The sequence below is a fragment of the Chitinophaga barathri genome (genome assembly GCF_003807585.1).
GTDB classification, from domain to species: Bacteria; Bacteroidota; Bacteroidia; order Chitinophagales; family Chitinophagaceae; genus Chitinophaga; species Chitinophaga barathri.
On record NZ_RMBX01000002.1, the window covers coordinates 111,680 to 128,459 of the forward strand.

Sequence of the window (16,780 nt, forward strand, 5' to 3'; positions counted from 1 at the left end):
CATGGCCGGAAATCCGCTTGACATCCGGGGAATGGCCCCGCTCATTCCTGTATTCGACATGGCCACGTCGCTGCGTTTTTACCGGGATACACTGGGGTTTGAACTCACGCAAACGTCCGTGGAACCGCAAAGGCCGGAGAATTATCACTGGGTATTACTGGAGCTGAATGGTATGCAGCTGATGCTGGAGTCGATCTATGAGGAAGATCAGCAACCGGTGGAGCGTGGGGCTGCTCCAAGGAATAATGATATGGTGCTTTATTTCGGCAGCCCGGATATTGAGGCTTTATATATGCAGTTGAAAGAGAAAGGGCTGGAATTGGATAAACCCATAAAAACAGGTTACGGCTTCAAAGCGCTATACCTCCGGGACCCGGATGGTTTTCTGCTGGTATTCCACTGGCCGGAGGCGGAAAGCTAATTTCCCGGTAGCAACCGGTCAGATACGATGCCCGAAACGGATCATATGCCCATCCGGCGCTTCCACCAGCATTTCACGCATGTGCCATTCCTTATCCTCCGGGGCAGACAGTATCTTCGCGCCCTTTGTTTTGATCTCTTCATAATATTCATCCACATTCTCCAGGTTGACGGCCAGCCAGGTGCCGGGCTGTCCCTGCCCGCCTTCACAGAAATAGATAGCCACATGCTCCCTGTACACACCGCCGAAAGTAGGCGGATTCTCCCAGCCCCAATGCCCTTCAAACCCCAGCACTTCCGTGAAGTAACGAAGGCTTTCCGCCACATTGGCCGCATACAGAATGGGTACTGCGAATTGGAATTTCATGAAATGAATATAAGAAGATCCGGCCGGCTTTTACTGGTTTTTCCGTTCAAAATCCAGCAGCCACTGCTTCCGCAGCAAACCGCCGCCATAGCCTGTCAGGCTTCCGTCTTCACCGATCACGCGGTGGCAGGGGACAATGATGGATATCCGGTTCATGCCGTTCGCATTGCCCACTGCGCGCACCGCTTCTGGTTTGTCGATCGCAGCGGCCTGTTGTTTGTAGGAGCGGGTATCGCCGTATGGAATGGTTTGCAGTTTTTCCCACACCGTTTGCTGAAAATCCGTGCCCGGCATAAAAAGCGGGACGGTGAAGGTTTTTCTTTTGCCATCAAAATATTCCTCCAGCTCCCGTTCCAACTGGTCAAAATGTTTATTCGCTCCCTGGATCACGTTTGCGTTTAGCCTTTTGGACAGGTCTTTCAGCTCGGTTTCCAGCCGCTTGCGGTTAGAGAACTCCAGCAGGCATATCCCCTTTTCCACCGCACCGGCAAACATGGTGCCCAGCGGCGTTTCGAGACGTTTGATATTGATCACCTGTTTGTCTTTGCTGTTAGACGGCGAAACGCCGAACACCGACTTAAAAGAATCCGTGAATCCGCTCAGCGATTCATACCCCGCGTCGAAGGCGGCGGACGTAACGGCCTCCCCCTGCTGTATCTTCTGAAAAGCCGAATTGATGCGGAACATACGCTGGTATGCCTGGAAAGTAATGCCATGGTTTTTCAGGAACCAGCGCCTGATCATGCTGGGTTCCACGCCCCGCTGCAACAGGTCCCAGTCTTTGAACTTCAGCGAAGGGTCAGCTTCCAGCTCGCTGAGGATGCTCCTGATCTCTTCCGGCGTTTCCCCGAATTTCCCCAGGGGGCTGCACACCTTGCAGGGCCGGTATCCTTTGAGGATGGCTTCCTGCGTGGTTTTGAAAAACTCTACATTCTCCGGCTTTGGCTTCCTGGCGGTGCAGGTGGGCCGGCAGAAAATGCCGGTGGTTTTCACCGCCGCAATAAAAGAACCTTCGTAGGAAACATCTTTATCCACCAGCGCCTTGTACATGACCTCGTTCGTAAGCATCTTTGTTTCTTTTCTCCAAAAATAGGCCTGTTGCAAATGGTGGACAACCGGAAATTTGACAAGTATTTTTCCGGCGGTCAATTTGCCGCCTTTGCCTGGTGTTTGCTGAAGTAACGCATGGCCAGCAACAACAATACCAGCTCCGTCAGCGGCAAGATCACCTTGTAAATCGCGTCCCTGCTGAAAAAATGTGCAATGGAAGCGGATACGAGACAGATGGAAAAACCCACGAACACGTATTCCTTATACCGTGCGGGCACTTGCGGGATCAGAATCACGATGGCGCCGATAATTTTGGCGATGGTCAGCTCTATCCTGAAATAATCCGGGAAACCGAGCAGGCCCATGGCCACTTTGTTCGTAAGCGTAAAGTATGCGCTGAACAACATAAAAGCACTGATAAGCCCGGTGATAACCAGGTAATTCCTTTTTGTCCTTTCCATATTAAAGATGATTATCGGATCAGTTAAACTTAAATACGCTGAGAGAAAATATTACCAGGAACAGGAACAACTGCGCCAGGTGAAAACGGTTGATCGTGTTTTTAACCTTCAGCAGGCCGCCTTCAGCCGCCCCTTCGTCCAGCATTTTGCCCAGTTTGTTCTTCTGCAGCCGCCCCACGATAATGCCGTTGATGATGATCACGAGCACCAGGCCGAACTTGATCCGGAACCATAGCTGTTCGCCAAACACACCTTTGGTGAGGACCATCATGGTCAGGCCGGACAGGATCAGGAAGATGCCGCCAAGGGCAAAAAACAGCGGCGACCGGCCCCGTGCCTCGCGGATCGCCAACCCACGGGAGGGATCGGTGATAAAATGTTTCCAGAACTGGTTGGAAACGGAAAAGTCCTGAATGGTGGCGCCCGCCATCAGGGCCAGGCCGGTAATGTGCGTGATAAGGGCGATGTTGTAAATAGTCATGGTCGTCATGGCGATAGGATTTACTTCGTTATCGGATATATTTACCTCAAATATAAGTCGATATCGTAGTATTAACCAAATAACCGAAGCATATTTTTTACATTTGCTCCGAAATCGAACTAACCGATTATGAATAAAACTGTTGCACTGGTTAAAGCCTGGGGAGCGTTTGAAGAGAACCATCCTGACGGGGAGCTGGAAGATTTTTGCCGGCATTATCTCGCCCAACGGCAGCCCCTACAGGACGAAGCGCCTCAAAAACCGTTGGTGGGCGGCGTAGTGCCCCCGTTAACGGACGGCACGCTGCTCAGGATCATCGGCCGGATACAAAAACTGAACTTCTCCTACGCCAACATGGCCCTGAAAGGCACAGACCTGAACCAGATCGAGGAATTCGGGATATTGCTTACCATCAAACAGGAAAAAAACCCCAGAAAAACGGAAGTGATCTACGCGAACCTGTTCGAACTGAGCAGCGGTACGGACATGTTGGGCAGGATGATCAAAAGGGGGCTGATCAAAGAATACGACGACCAGGAGGACAAACGTTCCAAACGCCTGGAGCTGACTACGAAAGGTGAAAAATCGATCGTCACGAGTTTCCCGAGGGTGAAAAAAATGGCGGAGATGATGTTGAACGATCTCAACGAAGATGATAAACAGCTGTGCATACAGTTGCTGAAAAAAATCGAGATAAAATTTTCAGCGCTGTGGCCAAAGCACCGCGGGCGGCCGTTTGAAGAAGTGTACGAGGAAGTGGTGAATGACCGGCAATAAGGCTGTTACAAAAACAAAAAGGCCTTCCTCCTGGCAGAGAAAGACCTGAAAAATCAAACACAAAATTTATGCGGCGGTTATAAGGCCCAGCGCCTTTTCCAGCGCAGTGTCCTGTATGCCGGGGATAGACAGCCCTTCCACACGATAGGTGGTAATATCCGTGAGGCCGATGAAGCCCAGGATATGTTTCAGGTAGGGTTCTATAAAGTCCGCTCCTTTCATGTGGCCTTCGCTGAATACGCCGCCGCTGGAGATGGCCAGGTATACCTTCTTCCCTTTCACCAGGCCTTCCACACCCTTTTCAGAGATACTAAAAGTAGTTCCCCTGCGGATAACGTGATCTATCCATGCTTTCAGGGACGAGTGAATATTGAAGTTGTACATCGGCGCGCCGATGACAATGATATCCGCTTCCTGCAGCTGGCTGATAGCTTCGTCGGAATGTTTGATGGCCTCCGTCAGTTCCGCGCTGCGGGCTTCGGCGGGCGTATAAAATGAAGTGATATGTACTTCCTCCAGGTGCGGAAAAGGAGTGGCGGTGAGGTCGCGCGTTTTTACCGTACTTCCCGGATATTTGGATTGCAGCTGCGCTACAATGGCATTGCCTAGTTTAATGCTGAAGGAACCTTCGTTCCTCGGGCTTGAGATAAGATGTAAAATTTTCATTTCTGTTCATTTTGGTAGGGCAAAATTATTTTTAATAGCTTTGCAAAAGATGCTCCTATCCAATAGGATAGCGGTATCCAAAAGGATAGTGACCATAAAATCTGTTCAAAAATGAAAGATGGAATACACCGCCAGGAAGACTGCCTGGCCAGGATCGGCTCAGTAAAAGATGCGTTATATGCGATTAATGGAAAATGGAAATTGCTTGTGGTGATCACGCTGATAGACGGCCCCAGGAGATTCAACGAAATAGAGCGTTCCATTGAAGGCATTACGCCCAAAGTATTGTCGAAAGAACTGAAAGACATGGAACTGAACGGGTTTGTAAAGCGGATCGAAAGCCATACAAACCCCGTGCAGGTAACCTATGAGCTTACGCCATACAGTGATTCGCTGCGTGAAGTGATCGTATTGCTCAGCGCCTGGGGGACCAAACACCGTACACATATCCTGGAAATGAGCAGGAGAGAAAATACCGCGAAGCTCATGGACAAATGACCGGTAATTAGTTATCCCCACCAACTCATTCACCACCCTGCCTGCTGTTAAATAAAATGCCCTTTTCATAAACCGGGAACGCCCGTCCGTTAAAGGATACAAATCAAGGGCTCCTCCCCCATCCCGGGCTTCGGGCAAGACGGCGTGAACATTCACAGGGAAGGGCCTCATTTTCTATTAAACCCGATGCAGAACGCTGAGCTTTTCAGCAAACAACTCTGAACTTTCAAACAAAGCACAAAACCCAGCCTGCCCGTATCTTTATGGCATAAAAAAATACAATAACTTACAGGTATGGGACTAAAAGTAATTTTAACGGGCGTTACCGGTATGGTAGGCGAAGGCGTTTCGTTTGAATGCCTGCAAAATCCTGACGTGGCGGAAGTACTGGTGATCGGCCGCCGTCATTATGACGGGCAGCATGCAAAGCTGAAAGAACTGATCGTGCCCGACTTCTTCCAGCTGGACAAATATGCGGAACAGGTAAAAGGATATGACGCCTGTTTCTTTTGTGCAGGCATCAGTTCCGTGGGCATGAAAGAAGAAAAATACACCCACATCACCTACGACACCACCATGGCTTTTGCAAAAAGCCTGCTGGCGGTGAACCCCGGCATGACCTTCATTTACATTTCCGGCGCGCATACAGACAGTTCAGAAAAAAGCAAGATCATGTGGGCGCGTGTAAAAGGCCGGACGGAGAACGACCTCTTGAAGCTCGGCTTTAAAGCCGCTTACAATTTCCGACCCGGCGTGATGCTCACATTCCCGGAGCAAAAAAACGGCAAAATGATCTACACCGTGATCGCGAGTATTATCCGGTTCTTTTCAGCCAAAAACGTCATTACCATGCACGAACTGGGCAAAGCGATGATCAATGCCGCCCGGGCCGGTTACAGCAAACAGGTGCTGGAAATCAGCGACATCAAAACACTGGCCAAAGGCACGCAGCAATAACAAAACAGGCAGTTCCCGGGAACTGCCTGCTGATCTATAAAGAAGGGTCCGCATACGCCGGGCCGTTTTTTATATCCCGAATCCAGAACCCTGCCGCAGGGCGCTGATCCAGGATATTTGATCCTATCTTTTCTTTCACTTGCTGAGGCAAGAGATAACAAGGAAATAGTCATGTTGCTTCGTGATTGCTCACCAGCTATTCAAAGATTAAACATGCGGGTAAAGACCTTGCTGAAAAGGAGTTAGAGAGTACTGTTTTTAAATTCTATTTTTGCCCCGTTAAATGTCATTTGGAATGAAAGAACAACTCATTATTGTACTTGAACAATTAAAAAGCAATTCGCTCACCTTCAAAGAAGTGATTGAATTTATTGAAACGTACTATCAGCATCAACCAACAGCTTTCAAAAACGGCGGGGCGTACAATGAAGCCACTCAAAACCAGGGGAGCGCCAAAGTATTTGCTTTCGCCCGGCTACATAACCTGGACGCGGAAGATACCCTTTACTTATTTGCGGAACATTATCAATCGGTACTAAATACCCCTGATGCAGCGGATCACCAGAATATCAGGCAATTTATGACCCATGGCTGGCCGGGGGTAGTTTTTGAAGGGGAAGCGCTGCTTGCGAGATAATACGATGATGATAAAGGATACAATAAAAAAAGGCTATAAATCCAGGGATTTATAGCCTTTTTCGTGGAGCTGGCGGGAGTCGAACCCGCGTCCAAACATATCCTCCAAAAGCTTTCTACATGTTTATTTCCGCATTGGTTTGTCGGAACTTGGCAGGGGCGGAACAAACCAACCTCGTTCTTATCCGTTTAGATTTTCATTACACACTCACAGAAACCATGTGTACCTATCCCGCTATGGTTTTGATTCAGCGGCAAGAGTCGTAGTGGGTCACAACTCAAGCGGCCATAATGGGTGCGCTAATTTAATTAGGCAGCCATGGCGTAGTTAGATTCGCCATTTGAAGTTTGGGTATTCAGATTTACGTGCTAATTATCCAACGCACGACATGCTTACACTTTCAAAGACCTATGCTGTCAAAACCGGTCAGCCCCGGTTATTTAGCTCCGCAAAGATACGGAATTTCCGTTAGAATTTGGATGTTATCCACCTCCACACGTCCAGGCCGTTTGCATACAGCAGCAAACCGAACAAAATTACCATTCCCACGATCTGTGCGTATTCCATAAACTTCTCGCTGGGCTTTCGGCCGGTGATCATTTCATAGATCAGGAACAGTACGTGGCCGCCATCCAGCGCCGGGATGGGCAGGATGTTCATAAACGCCAGTATAATGCTCAGCAGCGCCGTCAGCGTCCAGAAACTCTGCCAGTCCCATACGGACGGGAACAGGTTGCCGATGCTCATAAAACCGCCCAGCGATTCGCTGGCTTTCACTTCGGGAGATACAAATATCAGCCTCAGCTGCTGTACGTATTTTACAAGGGTGGAAATAGCTTTGTTGAAACCCGCGGGAATTGCCGCTCCAAAGGAATAACTCACGTGCGTGAATTCCAGTTGTTTATCTGCAATATAAGATGCGCCAATGCCTTCCTTTGGCACTACGGGTTTAAATGTCAGTGTATCATTGCCGCGGAGTACCTTGATCGTTACCACTTTCCCGGTATCCCGGCGGATCATTTTCGCCATATCCATAAAATAGGTAACGGCGGTATCGTTCACGCTCAGCACACGGTCACCATCCCTGAGGCCGGTCTTATAGCCTACTCCTTCACGGGAGAGGGTGTCCAGCACGGAAAGCATCCTGGGGATAGCAATAGGTGCTTTTTTGTTGATCGTTTTATTGACAAAACCTTTCGGGATCACGATGCTCATCTCCTGCCCGTCGCGCTGTACCTGGATCGTTTTGGCTTCGTTCAGGATCACGTCGCCGGTGATCTCTTCAAATTTTTCTTTTTTGATACTGTCTACCGCAATGATATGGTCACCATCGCGCAGGCCGATGCTGCGGGCCAGTGAATCCGCGTAGATGCCGTATTTGGCATTCTGTATGGGCAGATAATCTTCCCCCCAATGCCATAAGATCATCGTGTAAATGAAAAAGCCCAGGATGAGGTTCACCGTTACCCCGCCGATCATGATGATCAGGCGTTGCCAGGCCGGTTTGGAGCGGAACTCCCAGGGCTGTGGCGGTTTGTTCATCTGCTCCTTGTCCATGCTCTCATCTATCATCCCGGAGATCTTCACATAACCGCCAAGCGGCAGCCAGCCAACACCGTACTCAGTATCGCCTTTTTTGAATTTAAAAAGGGAGAACCAGGGATCGAAGAAAAGATAGAATTTCTCCACTTTGGTCTTAAACAGTTTGGCCGGGATAAAGTGCCCCATTTCATGCAGGACCACCAGGATCGACAGCGACAAAATCAACTGGCCTGCTTTAATTAATATTTCCGATGTTTCCATGTATTGCTTGGATGATATACTGATTTGCGAAGGTAATGAATCAGGTGAGACTGTGGATCAATTCTGCGGCATGTTCGCGGGCAGCGTTATCTGCCTGGTAATAATGCTGTAAAGTCGGCTTTTCCACGAAAGGTATCTTCACCAGGGTTTCCTCTATCACTTCCGTCATTTGCAGGAACCCGATCCTGTTTTTCAGGAAGGCCAGCACCACTTCTTCGTTCGCTGCATTCATGACGCAGGCGGCGTTCCCGCCCTTCTTCAACACTTCTGTTGCGATGGCAAGGTTACGGAATGTTTTGGTATCCGGCTGCTCAAAAGTTAGGGAGGGGTAATTCTTAAAAGAAAAACGCGGGAAATCGTTGGACAAACGGTCCGGGTAACCCAGGGCGTACTGGATGGGCAGTTTCATGTCCGGCAGGCCCATCTGCGCTTTCAGTGAGCCGTCGGCAAACTGTACCATGGAATGGATGATGGACTGCGGGTGGATCACTACGTCGATCTGCTCCGCATCAAGCCCGAAGAGCCATTTCGCCTCGATCATTTCCAGCCCTTTGTTCATCAGTGTGGCGGAATCTATGCTGATCTTGGCGCCCATGCTCCAGTTTGGATGCTGCAGGGCGTGGTCTTTTTTTACATTGATCAGGAAATTGGTCTTTTTCCCGAGGAAAGGCCCGCCGGAAGCGGTGAGGATCACTTTATCCACCTTGGCCATAGGCTCGCCCAGCAGGCATTGGAAAATGGCGGAATGCTCAGAATCCACCGGGATAATGGGCACGCCTTTCCTGCGCGCGGTAGCCATTACGATATCACCTGCCACCACAAGGGTTTCTTTGTTCGCCAGGGCCACGGGCGTACCCTGCTCCAGCGCGCTCAACGTGGGGGCCAGGCCGGCAAAACCGACGATGGCGGCCAGCACCAGGTCTATCGTGTCCCATGCGGCCACTTCCACCATGGCGGCGGCGCCGGCAAACACCTTGATACCTTTATCGAACAGTACGTCCTTTACTTCTGTATACTTCGATTCATCCCCGATCACCACGGCATTGGGTTTGAACAGCAGGGCCTGCTCGATGAGCAGGGACGCGTTCTGTTGCGCGGTAAGCACTTCCACCTCAAATCTGTCAGGATGCGCGGCAATCACTTCCAGCGCCTGACGGCCAATGGACCCTGTGGATCCGAAAATTCCTATACGTTTTTTACTCATGATCAAACAGGAATGTCTCCTGCGCTTAAATTTAAAGGTTTTTTCTATTATGCGTGCGGAAACCTGCTCCGCTGCTGTAAGCAGGAAGCAAAGACCTTTGCGGGGCTAGTCAGCGCGCTTGCAGGTATTTTTCCATTTCTTCCGCGATCTTGCGGTCGTTGCTCAGGCGCGGCACTTTGTTTTGCCCGCCCAGTTTACCGATGGACTTCATATAGTCGATAAAGCCGTTTTTTCGTATGGGCCTTATCTTCAGAGGCTGTAATATATTACCGGTTAACAGGTCATCATAATAAATATTCTTTTTCCTGAGCACCTGATCCACCTCCAGGGCAAAACCGTCCAGGTTGCCCGGCACGTCTTCAAACTCCACAAACCATTCGTGGTACGGCAGTTCCCCGTTCACCTGGATGCGCGGGGCGACTGTAAACTCTGTGATACGGATGTTGTTCCCCGATGCTACGCCCATCAGGCTCTGCTCCACTTCCTCGCCGATCACGTGCTCGCCGAAGGCGGAAATAAAGTGTTTCGTGCGCCCGGTCACTACAATACGGTAGGGATTGGTGCTCACAAATTTCACGGTATCTCCTATGTTATATGCCCACAAACCCGCATTGGTGCTCACCACCAGGGCATAGTTCACCCCCACTTCCACGTCTTTCAACGTAATGCGGGTGGGGTTTTCGGAGAATATTTCGGTAGCGGGCACAAATTCAAAGAAAATGCCCGCATTGGTGTTCAGCAAAAGCCCTTCGTGCTGCTGGGAGTCCTGGTAGGCGAAAAACCCTTCCGAAGCAGGAAAAGTCTCGATGGCAGGCACTTTGCGGCCGATGGAATCGAACAGTTTGGCTTTGTAGGGCTCAAAGTTCACACCGCCATGCACCAGGAGATTAAAATTGGGGAACAGCTCCCCTACCGGCTTGCCGCTACGGGCGATCAGCTGGTCGAAGTACATCTGCATCCATGGCGGTATGCCGCTGATGAGGCGCATATCCTGCTGGATGGTTTCGTCCACGATCTTTCCCAGCTTGGTTTCCCAGTCTTCAATGCAGTTGGTTTCGTAGCTGGGCAGCTGGTTGGTACGGAGGTAACGGGGTATCTGGTGATTGGCGATACCGCTGAGGCGCCCGGTGGGTATGCCTCCTACCCTTTCCAGTTCGGGGGAGCCGGAGAGGAAAATGAGCTTGCCGTCAAAAGCGGAGGCATCGCCCAGCTCCGTCACGTTGCAGAACACCGCGTTGCGGGAGGTGTTGAAGTGATGGTCCACCGATTCTTTGGTGATGGGAATATATTTTACTCCGCTGGTAGTGCCGGAGGTTTTGGCAAAGTAGATAGGCTGGCCTTTCCAGAGGATGTTATGTTTTCCTTCCTTTATTTTCTCGATATATGGCTTGAATTGCTCATAATCGCGGATGGGCACGGCCTGTTTGTAGTTTTCATAGGTGGTGATACCGTCGAATTTGTGGTCTTTCCCGAACTCTGTCTTTTTGCCTGTCTTAAGCAGATCCTGAAGGATCGACTCCTGATCTTCCACCGCCCTCAGCATTTCCTTCTTAACCTTACCGGCAATGATGGAAGCAAATGGTTTGGCCAGCAGTGATTTAAACTTCATGCCCCGATATTTTAATGATCAACGTAAAAAACAAATGTATAAAAATTGTGCACAACTTATGGCGTTTTTAGAGCGGGCCACTGGCGGGCTTTACAGGGCAAAAAGCAGGCGCATGGGGTAAAATACCGGTATTGAGGGCTTGCTAAACAATTGTTAAAAAAAACTAAAATTGTAAAAACTCCGTATCTTTGATATGTAAAAAGCTATTTTTCAATACAGTGCCCTGTAGACAGGGTACGCCTTCCTGTAAAAAAGTATTAAATTCTTTGTTGATTAAAAAACAAAGTAATACCTTTGCAGGAAATTATTTTTGGAATACTATGTTCGCAGTTGTAAAAATCGCAGGTCAGCAATTCAAGGTTACGAAAGATCAGGAGATCTTCGTACAGCAATTGTCTGGTAATGTTGGAGATAAAGTAGAATTTGCAGAAGTTTTGCTGACCGACAACGACGGTAAGATTACCGTGGGTACTGATGTAAAATCAGTGATTAAAGCCGAGATCCTGAGCCATGTGCAAGGTGATAAGGTGATAGCTTTCAAAATGAAACGCAGAAAAGGTTTCAGGAAGAAAGTAGGTCACCGTACCCATTTCACTAAGATCAAGATCAACGAAATTGCTTAAATTCATATTGACTAAAGTTATAAAGTAACAATACAATGGCACATAAAAAAGGTGAAGGTAGTGTTAAGAACGGCCGCGACTCACAAAGCAAAAGGCTTGGTGTAAAAATCTTCGGCGGTCAGGTGGCAGTGGCTGGTAATATCATTATCCGCCAGAGAGGCACAGTATATCACGCAGGTTCTAACGTAGGTATCGGTAAAGATTTTACCATCTACGCTCTTACAGATGGTGTTGTGGAATTCAGAAAAGGTCGTGAGAACAGAACTTTCGTTTCCGTTAAATCATTTGACACCACTGCTCAGGCGGAAGCCTAATCAGTGTTTGCCATAAAGTTTTTTTAATACCCAATTTTAATTACTAACCCAAAATTCAAAAAACAATGGCAACAATTAAGAAAGCTGCTGCAAAAAAAGCTGCTCCTAAAAAGAAAGCTGCTGCTAAGAAAGCCGCTCCTAAAAAAGCTGCTGCTAAGAAAGCTGCTCCTAAAAAGAAAGCTGCTGCTAAGAAAGCTGCTCCTAAAAAGAAAGCCGCTGCTAAGAAAGCTGCTCCTAAAAAGAAAGCTGCTGCTAAGAAAGCTGCTCCTAAAAAGAAAGCTGCTGCTAAGAAAGCTGCTCCTAAAAAGAAAGCCGCTGCTAAGAAAGCTGCTCCTAAAAAAGCCGCTGCTAAGAAAGCTGCTCCCAAGAAGAAAGCGCCTGCTAAGAAAAAAGCAGCTCCTTCTGCTCCCGCAGCTCCTGCAATGTAGAATTGGAATTACAAACTGTAGCATAAAGAACCTCGATGCAAATCGAGGTTCTTTTTTTTTGCCTAACTTAGGGCCTCTATGGACAATTACATCATCTCCGATAACCTCTCCCTGCTGGCTAAACTGATGGATATCCACGGCGATAATCCCTTCAAAGCCAAGTCGTTCGCCAATGCCGCATTCCAGATAGAAAAACTCACCGTCCCCCTGCAGGACACCCCGCGCGATGCCATCTTCCGCATCAAAGGCATCGGGGAATCCACCGGCAAATCCGTCATAGAAATGCTGGAAACCGGGCAGTTTGGCCTCCTGGAAGAATACCTCCGCAAAACGCCCCCCGGCATCCTCGATATGATGCGCATCAAAGGCATCGGCCCGAAAAAGATCGCTACCATCTGGAAGGAACTCGAGATCGAGACCCTTGGCGAACTCCTCTACGCCTGCAACGAAAACCGCCTCACCCTGCTGAAAGGTTTCGGGCAGAAGACCCAGGAAAGCATCCGCCAGAGCATCGAATTTTTCCTGTCCAACCGGGAAAGGTTCCTCTATGCGGAAGTGGAAAGTTTTGCCACTGAACTGACTTCCCTCCTCTCCGGCGTGTTCAGCCCCGCACAGGTAGCCATAACCGGCACTTTCAGGCGCCAGCAGCCGATCATAGACGAGCTCGAATTCGTGATCGGTATGGCCATCGATGAAGTGGCGGAGAAGTTTAAAACCCTCGAAGGGTTCAACCGCCTGGATAATACAGACGATGCCATCCTTCTTCATTACAAAGAACATATCAAAATAAAGGTCTACGGCGTGGAAGCGGCTCATTTCGCCACCAAACTGTTCACCACCACCGGCACGGAAACCTTCCTGGATGCGTTTTTCAGCCACACCGGCAAAACGTCCGGCGGAGCGGAAACCACAGAGGAAGCCATATTCGAAAACGCCGGCATCGCCTTTATACCGCCCGCTCTCCGCGAAACGGCCACTATCATTCAATCCGCGGCCAACGGCGCGCTGCCGGTACTCATCCGGTCCACCGATATCAAAGGTATTATCCACTCACACAGCCAGTGGAGCGATGGCACCGCCAGCCTGGAAGATATGGCCAAAGCCGCCAGGGACCAGGGATTTGAATACCTCGTGATCAGCGACCACTCCCGCTCGGCCTTTTATGCCAATGGCCTTCATGTGGAACGCATCGTTGCCCAGCATGAACAGATAGACCAGCTGAACAAACAGCTCGCCCCTTTCCGCATCTTCAAAAGCATCGAGGCGGACATCCTTAACGACGGCAGCCTGGACTATCCCGACGAAGTGCTGAAGACTTTCGACCTGGTGATCGCTTCCGTGCATACCAACCTGAAAATGCCCGAGGAAAAAGCCATGGCCCGTCTTTTAAAAGCGATTTCCAATCCATACACCACCATCCTTGGCCACATGACCGGCAGGTTGCTCCTCAGCCGCAACGGCTACCCCGTAGATCATAAAGCCGTAGTGGACGCCTGCGTGGCAAACGATGTGGTGATTGAACTGAACGCGCACCCGCGCCGGCTGGACATCGACTGGGAATGGATCCCCTACGCCCTCGAAAAAGGCGCGCTCATTTCCGTAGATCCTGACGCGCACGCCATTGAAGGATATAAAGACATCCATTACGGTACACTCGCCGCGCAAAAAGGCGGTCTTACCAAAGAAAAGAACCTGAGCAGCTTCAGCCGCGCGGAGCTGGAAGCCTTCCTGGACGCGCGTAAACTCAAAAAAGGATTATAATGTTACTCCAGGCAATGTTCCTCCATGCATTGGCCATCGCCGTAGCCCCGGGCATTGCCATTTCCTTGCTGATCTACATGCTGGACGCGAGGGATCGGGAGCCGGTGCGCCTTCTCATCAGGTGTTTCCTCCTGGGGGTGCTCTGCGTGATACTTCCGTTGGCGATACAAATGCTGGCCGCTTCTTACGGCTGGAACGCGGGCGTCCCGGGCCTTTTGAACAAAGCCATTTTTGCATTCGGCGTGGTGGGGCTGAGCGAAGAACTCGGGAAATTCCTCGTGCTGCGTTATTATGCCTTCAGAAAACCCGCCTTCGACGAGCCATTCGATGGAATCGTATATTCCGTAATGATCGGGATGGGCTTTGCGACGGCGGAGAACATCAGTTACGTGATGCAGTTCGGCATAGGCACTGGCTGGGTGAGGATGTTCATCTCCGTGCCGGCACATGCCGCATTTGCGGTATTGATGGGGTATTACGCCGGGCTGGCCAAGTTTATCCCACAGCATCGTGGCACATTGTTGTTCACCGGGTTATTCTGGGCCACTGCCTTCCACGGCGCTTTCGACTTTTTCCTTTTTATCGGCAACAGCCTGTTCCTGGTAGCGGCATCGCTGTTTTGCCTGTTTATAGGCATACGGCTGTCCATTAAAGCAGTCCGGCATCACCGGGATCTTTCGGCCAGGTGGTACAAAGAAAATCAGCGGGAAGGGGAAGAATAGTTGCGGGTAAGCCAGAGGTACAGGCCATACCCGATAAAAGGGAGGAAAAATACCAGCATCAGCCATTTGAGGTGATATGGTCTCGGGCGGCGGTTACTGTTTTGTTTGAATGTATGCTGCACCACAAACCGCACCACTATCCAGATATGCAGCATAAACAGCAATGTGAGCCATATTTCCTGGTTGAACATAGTTCTTAACACTTACTTTGCTTAAATCTACAAATTTTAGGGGAAAAGCTGGCGCAGGGTTACGGACAAAAAAAGAGCCCGACTCGAAAATCAGGCCCATCCTCCAAATTAACTAGTAATGCAAAGTGGATAAAAGATGTATATATCAGGAAGATAAATTCTCATTTAAAATTCGCACGGAGCCCCCAACTTCGGTTTCAAAGCTACAAAAAAAATATTATTCTGTTAGGAATACTAATTTCCAGAAGGTGATTCGGTTAACAGAAAAGCCCGGAGATATCCAGGCAGAAAGAAAGTGATCGGAAGATATTGATTCTTAAAAAGAAAGAGCCCGATAAGACAATCAGGCTCGTTTTTCTCCAATTTAGCTTAAGACAAAAATCCCTTATTCCCTAATAAATAGACTCTTTAAAACAAGTTCAGACAAGATGCAAGCAGGTAAAAAAAAGAGAGCCCGACACGACCATCAGGCTCGATTTTTTCTCCAATTTAGCTTAAGACAAATTCTTCAGCAGGCTTGTCACCTTGCAATATTTTTATGGTGAAAAAACTATGATCAATTTTGAAAGAACTTCATTGATGGCCCATCGGCGTATCAAAATCGTTTAACCAAATCTATACGAAAAAAATGAACAAACAAATATTTCACGTTAGGATAACTAACAATTAACTAAAATTCTCATGCTCACAAATCTGCTATTTTAGGGGAATAAATTCCGTGCGTATATCCTCGTACGGGAGTATGTACGTATAAAAACAAAATCCGGATTCAGGAACCCGGATAATTGTTTTTATAATATGTAATATATTACACTAAAGGAATCTGGGTGTAATTGTTTTGCCCTTCAAAAGAGAGAAACGATAGTTCAGCATCAACTCGTGGCTACCGCTCTGCATACCTTTCAGATGTGTGGCCGATGCAAAATCATAAGAATAACCGAAGGAGAAATTCTTCGTCGCCTGTACCTGTACCATCGCGCTTGCCGATTTTTCAGTTCTCCAGGTAGCGCCTGCCCACAATATATCTTTTAATATAAATGTCGTGTTCACATCCATCTGTACGCCCGCTCCCGCTACCTGGCGCAAAACCATCCCAGGCCTGAATTTCAGTATCTTGCTGATATCCGCCAGATATGCGCCGTGCAGGTACATATGCCGCTTAAACTCCACTTTATTTACAGACCCGCCAATGTCAAAATTATGGAACGAAGGTGCGGAAAAGCCAACAAAAAACTTTTCGTTATATAGCACAAAACCAAAACCGATATCGGTTTTCCAGTAGCTCTGGTTTCCCGTAAAAACAGGATCGTCGGTGCCCAGGTGATCGTTGTTCTCTTTAAACTGCTCCATGCCGCCCTTCAGGCCCATGGCCAGGTACAGCTTGTCATCCAGCTTTACCTTCTGCGAAATATTAAAATGATAGCCTGTCTGCGAATAGATCGTGATCTCATCTTTCATCGCCAGAAAACCAATACTGGTATTGGTTGCCTTGATGGGCGAATAAAAGGAAAACGTGGCCGTCTTGGGCGCGCCTTCCATGCCCACCCATTGGTTCCTGGCCACCACGGTCATGCTGCTGAACTCGTCCATGGAAGGGTATCCCGGGTTGATCACCATCCCGTTGTACAGGTATTGCGCATACATGGGGTGCTGCTGTGCTTCGGCCTGCTGGACCATACAGCTGATTAACCCGACTACGAACAGCTTTCTGAGGCTCTTTTTTATCCGTACAAAATATCTTTTTATTGGCCGGATGGAACCTCGCGGTTCATCACCCCGCATATTAAAATTTATCATGCTCGGTTTCATAG

At 49.0% G+C, this 16,780-nt stretch carries 20 protein-coding genes and 1 other RNA gene; 10 read left to right on the forward strand and 11 right to left on the reverse strand.

The genetic code is table 11. The features are described from left to right. The first annotated feature begins 1 nt into the window (after position 1). A complete protein-coding gene (locus EG028_RS03585; protein WP_120515573.1) occupies positions 2-421 on the forward strand; it encodes a VOC family protein in 420 nt (139 codons plus the stop codon). Between the two features lie 18 nt (positions 422-439). Here the strand turns inward: EG028_RS03585 and EG028_RS03590 are convergent, their stop codons facing one another. The 4 genes from EG028_RS03590 to EG028_RS03605 all read right to left on the reverse strand — a co-directional run bounded on the left by EG028_RS03590 (position 440) and on the right by EG028_RS03605 (position 2,788). Next, the gene (locus tag EG028_RS03590; protein WP_120515572.1) at positions 440-787 is read right to left on the reverse strand and encodes a glyoxalase superfamily protein; all 348 of its coding nucleotides are present in this window, start codon (positions 785-787) and stop codon (positions 440-442) included. Positions 788-817: 30 nt separating this feature from the next. Next, positions 818-1,855 (reverse strand): bifunctional transcriptional activator/DNA repair enzyme AdaA, encoded by a 1,038-nt coding sequence (locus EG028_RS03595; protein WP_120515571.1) that lies wholly within the window; start codon positions 1,853-1,855, stop codon positions 818-820. Between the two features lie 77 nt (positions 1,856-1,932). Beyond that, positions 1,933-2,298, reverse strand: coding sequence for a DoxX family protein (locus EG028_RS03600; protein WP_120515570.1), 366 nt, complete (start codon positions 2,296-2,298; stop codon positions 1,933-1,935). A 19-nt stretch (positions 2,299-2,317) separates the two neighbouring features. After that, on the reverse strand, positions 2,318-2,788 hold the full coding sequence (locus EG028_RS03605; protein WP_120515569.1) for a hypothetical protein: 471 nt from the start codon (positions 2,786-2,788) through the stop codon (positions 2,318-2,320). 120 nt (positions 2,789-2,908) lie between these two features. Here EG028_RS03605 and EG028_RS03610 point away from each other — a divergent pair, with 120 nt between their 5' ends. After that, positions 2,909-3,556, forward strand: coding sequence for a MarR family winged helix-turn-helix transcriptional regulator (locus tag EG028_RS03610; RefSeq protein WP_120515568.1), 648 nt, complete (start codon positions 2,909-2,911; stop codon positions 3,554-3,556). A 66-nt stretch (positions 3,557-3,622) separates the two neighbouring features. Here EG028_RS03610 and EG028_RS03615 read toward each other — a convergent pair whose 3' ends face one another. Next, positions 3,623-4,222, reverse strand: a complete 600-nt coding sequence (locus EG028_RS03615) for an FMN-dependent NADH-azoreductase (RefSeq protein ID WP_120515567.1) — start codon at positions 4,220-4,222, stop codon at positions 3,623-3,625. 111 nt (positions 4,223-4,333) lie between these two features. Between EG028_RS03615 and EG028_RS03620 the strand changes: the two genes are divergently transcribed. The 3 genes from EG028_RS03620 (at position 4,334) to EG028_RS03630 (ending at position 6,314) form a co-directional block, all read left to right on the forward strand. Then, positions 4,334-4,720: a winged helix-turn-helix transcriptional regulator gene (locus EG028_RS03620; protein ID WP_120515566.1), complete on the forward strand. Its 387-nt coding sequence runs from the start codon at positions 4,334-4,336 to the stop codon at positions 4,718-4,720. 294 nt (positions 4,721-5,014) lie between these two features. After that, positions 5,015-5,677, forward strand: coding sequence for an NAD-dependent epimerase/dehydratase family protein (locus tag EG028_RS03625; RefSeq protein ID WP_120515565.1), 663 nt, complete (start codon positions 5,015-5,017; stop codon positions 5,675-5,677). A 295-nt stretch (positions 5,678-5,972) separates the two neighbouring features. Further along, entirely contained in the window at positions 5,973-6,314 is a 342-nt protein-coding gene (locus EG028_RS03630; protein ID WP_120515564.1) for a HopJ type III effector protein, read from the forward strand. Between the two features lie 61 nt (positions 6,315-6,375). Here EG028_RS03630 and ssrA read toward each other — a convergent pair. The 4 genes from ssrA to EG028_RS03650 form a co-directional block, all read right to left on the reverse strand. Next, positions 6,376-6,748, reverse strand: a transfer-messenger RNA (tmRNA) gene (ssrA, locus tag EG028_RS03635). 34 nt (positions 6,749-6,782) lie between these two features. Then, entirely contained in the window at positions 6,783-8,117 is a 1,335-nt protein-coding gene (gene rseP / locus EG028_RS03640) for an RIP metalloprotease RseP (RefSeq protein WP_120515563.1), read from the reverse strand. 40 nt (positions 8,118-8,157) lie between these two features. Then, a complete protein-coding gene (locus tag EG028_RS03645; RefSeq protein ID WP_120515562.1) occupies positions 8,158-9,321 on the reverse strand; it encodes a 1-deoxy-D-xylulose-5-phosphate reductoisomerase in 1,164 nt (387 codons plus the stop codon). Positions 9,322-9,430: 109 nt separating this feature from the next. Beyond that, the gene (locus EG028_RS03650) at positions 9,431-10,930 is read right to left on the reverse strand and encodes a GH3 auxin-responsive promoter family protein (protein ID WP_120515561.1); all 1,500 of its coding nucleotides are present in this window, start codon (positions 10,928-10,930) and stop codon (positions 9,431-9,433) included. A gap of 266 nt (positions 10,931-11,196) precedes the next feature. Here EG028_RS03650 and rplU point away from each other — a divergent pair, with 266 nt between their 5' ends. From rplU to EG028_RS03675, 5 genes are all read left to right on the forward strand, one after another. Next, positions 11,197-11,553, forward strand: coding sequence for a 50S ribosomal protein L21 (gene rplU, locus EG028_RS03655; protein WP_241559069.1), 357 nt, complete (start codon positions 11,197-11,199; stop codon positions 11,551-11,553). Between the two features lie 35 nt (positions 11,554-11,588). Next, a complete protein-coding gene (gene rpmA / locus EG028_RS03660) occupies positions 11,589-11,867 on the forward strand; it encodes a 50S ribosomal protein L27 (RefSeq protein WP_120515559.1) in 279 nt (92 codons plus the stop codon). A 65-nt stretch (positions 11,868-11,932) separates the two neighbouring features. Continuing rightward, on the forward strand, positions 11,933-12,295 hold the full coding sequence (locus tag EG028_RS03665) for a histone (RefSeq protein ID WP_120515558.1): 363 nt from the start codon (positions 11,933-11,935) through the stop codon (positions 12,293-12,295). Positions 12,296-12,373: 78 nt separating this feature from the next. Then, a complete protein-coding gene (locus tag EG028_RS03670) occupies positions 12,374-14,056 on the forward strand; it encodes a helix-hairpin-helix domain-containing protein (protein ID WP_120515557.1) in 1,683 nt (560 codons plus the stop codon). After that, on the forward strand, positions 14,056-14,778 hold the full coding sequence (locus EG028_RS03675; protein WP_120515556.1) for a PrsW family intramembrane metalloprotease: 723 nt from the start codon (positions 14,056-14,058) through the stop codon (positions 14,776-14,778). The genes EG028_RS03670 and EG028_RS03675 overlap by 1 nt, the downstream gene beginning before the upstream one ends. On the opposite strand, the gene EG028_RS03680 is transcribed toward EG028_RS03675, so the two are convergent. Continuing rightward, positions 14,757-14,981: a hypothetical protein gene (locus tag EG028_RS03680; protein ID WP_123864545.1), complete on the reverse strand. Its 225-nt coding sequence runs from the start codon at positions 14,979-14,981 to the stop codon at positions 14,757-14,759. The two genes, EG028_RS03675 and EG028_RS03680, sit on opposite strands and share 22 nt — an antisense overlap. A gap of 801 nt (positions 14,982-15,782) precedes the next feature. Continuing rightward, positions 15,783-16,778 carry a PorP/SprF family type IX secretion system membrane protein gene (locus tag EG028_RS03685; protein ID WP_120515554.1) on the reverse strand — a complete coding sequence of 332 codons (996 nt, stop codon included), beginning with the start codon at positions 16,776-16,778 and terminating at the stop codon, positions 15,783-15,785. Positions 16,779-16,780: the final 2 nt, after the last annotated feature.

Coding starts and splice junctions, on each gene's coding strand:
- EG028_RS03585 (WP_120515573.1), top strand. CDS start 2: ATGGCCGGAAATCCGCTTGACATCCGGGGAATGGCCCCGCTCATTCCT.
- EG028_RS03610 (WP_120515568.1), top strand. CDS start 2,909: ATGAATAAAACTGTTGCACTGGTTAAAGCCTGGGGAGCGTTTGAAGAG.
- EG028_RS03615 (WP_120515567.1), bottom strand. CDS start 4,222: ATGAAAATTTTACATCTTATCTCAAGCCCGAGGAACGAAGGTTCCTTC.
- EG028_RS03595 (WP_120515571.1), bottom strand. CDS start 1,855: ATGCTTACGAACGAGGTCATGTACAAGGCGCTGGTGGATAAAGATGTT.
- EG028_RS03645 (WP_120515562.1), bottom strand. CDS start 9,321: ATGAGTAAAAAACGTATAGGAATTTTCGGATCCACAGGGTCCATTGGC.
- EG028_RS03620 (WP_120515566.1), top strand. CDS start 4,334: ATGAAAGATGGAATACACCGCCAGGAAGACTGCCTGGCCAGGATCGGC.
- EG028_RS03665 (WP_120515558.1), top strand. CDS start 11,933: ATGGCAACAATTAAGAAAGCTGCTGCAAAAAAAGCTGCTCCTAAAAAG.
- rpmA (WP_120515559.1), top strand. CDS start 11,589: ATGGCACATAAAAAAGGTGAAGGTAGTGTTAAGAACGGCCGCGACTCA.
- EG028_RS03600 (WP_120515570.1), bottom strand. CDS start 2,298: ATGGAAAGGACAAAAAGGAATTACCTGGTTATCACCGGGCTTATCAGT.
- EG028_RS03590 (WP_120515572.1), bottom strand. CDS start 787: ATGAAATTCCAATTCGCAGTACCCATTCTGTATGCGGCCAATGTGGCG.
- rseP (WP_120515563.1), bottom strand. CDS start 8,117: ATGGAAACATCGGAAATATTAATTAAAGCAGGCCAGTTGATTTTGTCG.
- EG028_RS03605 (WP_120515569.1), bottom strand. CDS start 2,788: ATGACGACCATGACTATTTACAACATCGCCCTTATCACGCACATTACC.
- EG028_RS03670 (WP_120515557.1), top strand. CDS start 12,374: ATGGACAATTACATCATCTCCGATAACCTCTCCCTGCTGGCTAAACTG.
- EG028_RS03675 (WP_120515556.1), top strand. CDS start 14,056: ATGTTACTCCAGGCAATGTTCCTCCATGCATTGGCCATCGCCGTAGCC.
- EG028_RS03625 (WP_120515565.1), top strand. CDS start 5,015: ATGGGACTAAAAGTAATTTTAACGGGCGTTACCGGTATGGTAGGCGAA.
- EG028_RS03650 (WP_120515561.1), bottom strand. CDS start 10,930: ATGAAGTTTAAATCACTGCTGGCCAAACCATTTGCTTCCATCATTGCC.
- EG028_RS03685 (WP_120515554.1), bottom strand. CDS start 16,778: ATGAAACCGAGCATGATAAATTTTAATATGCGGGGTGATGAACCGCGA.
- EG028_RS03630 (WP_120515564.1), top strand. CDS start 5,973: ATGAAAGAACAACTCATTATTGTACTTGAACAATTAAAAAGCAATTCG.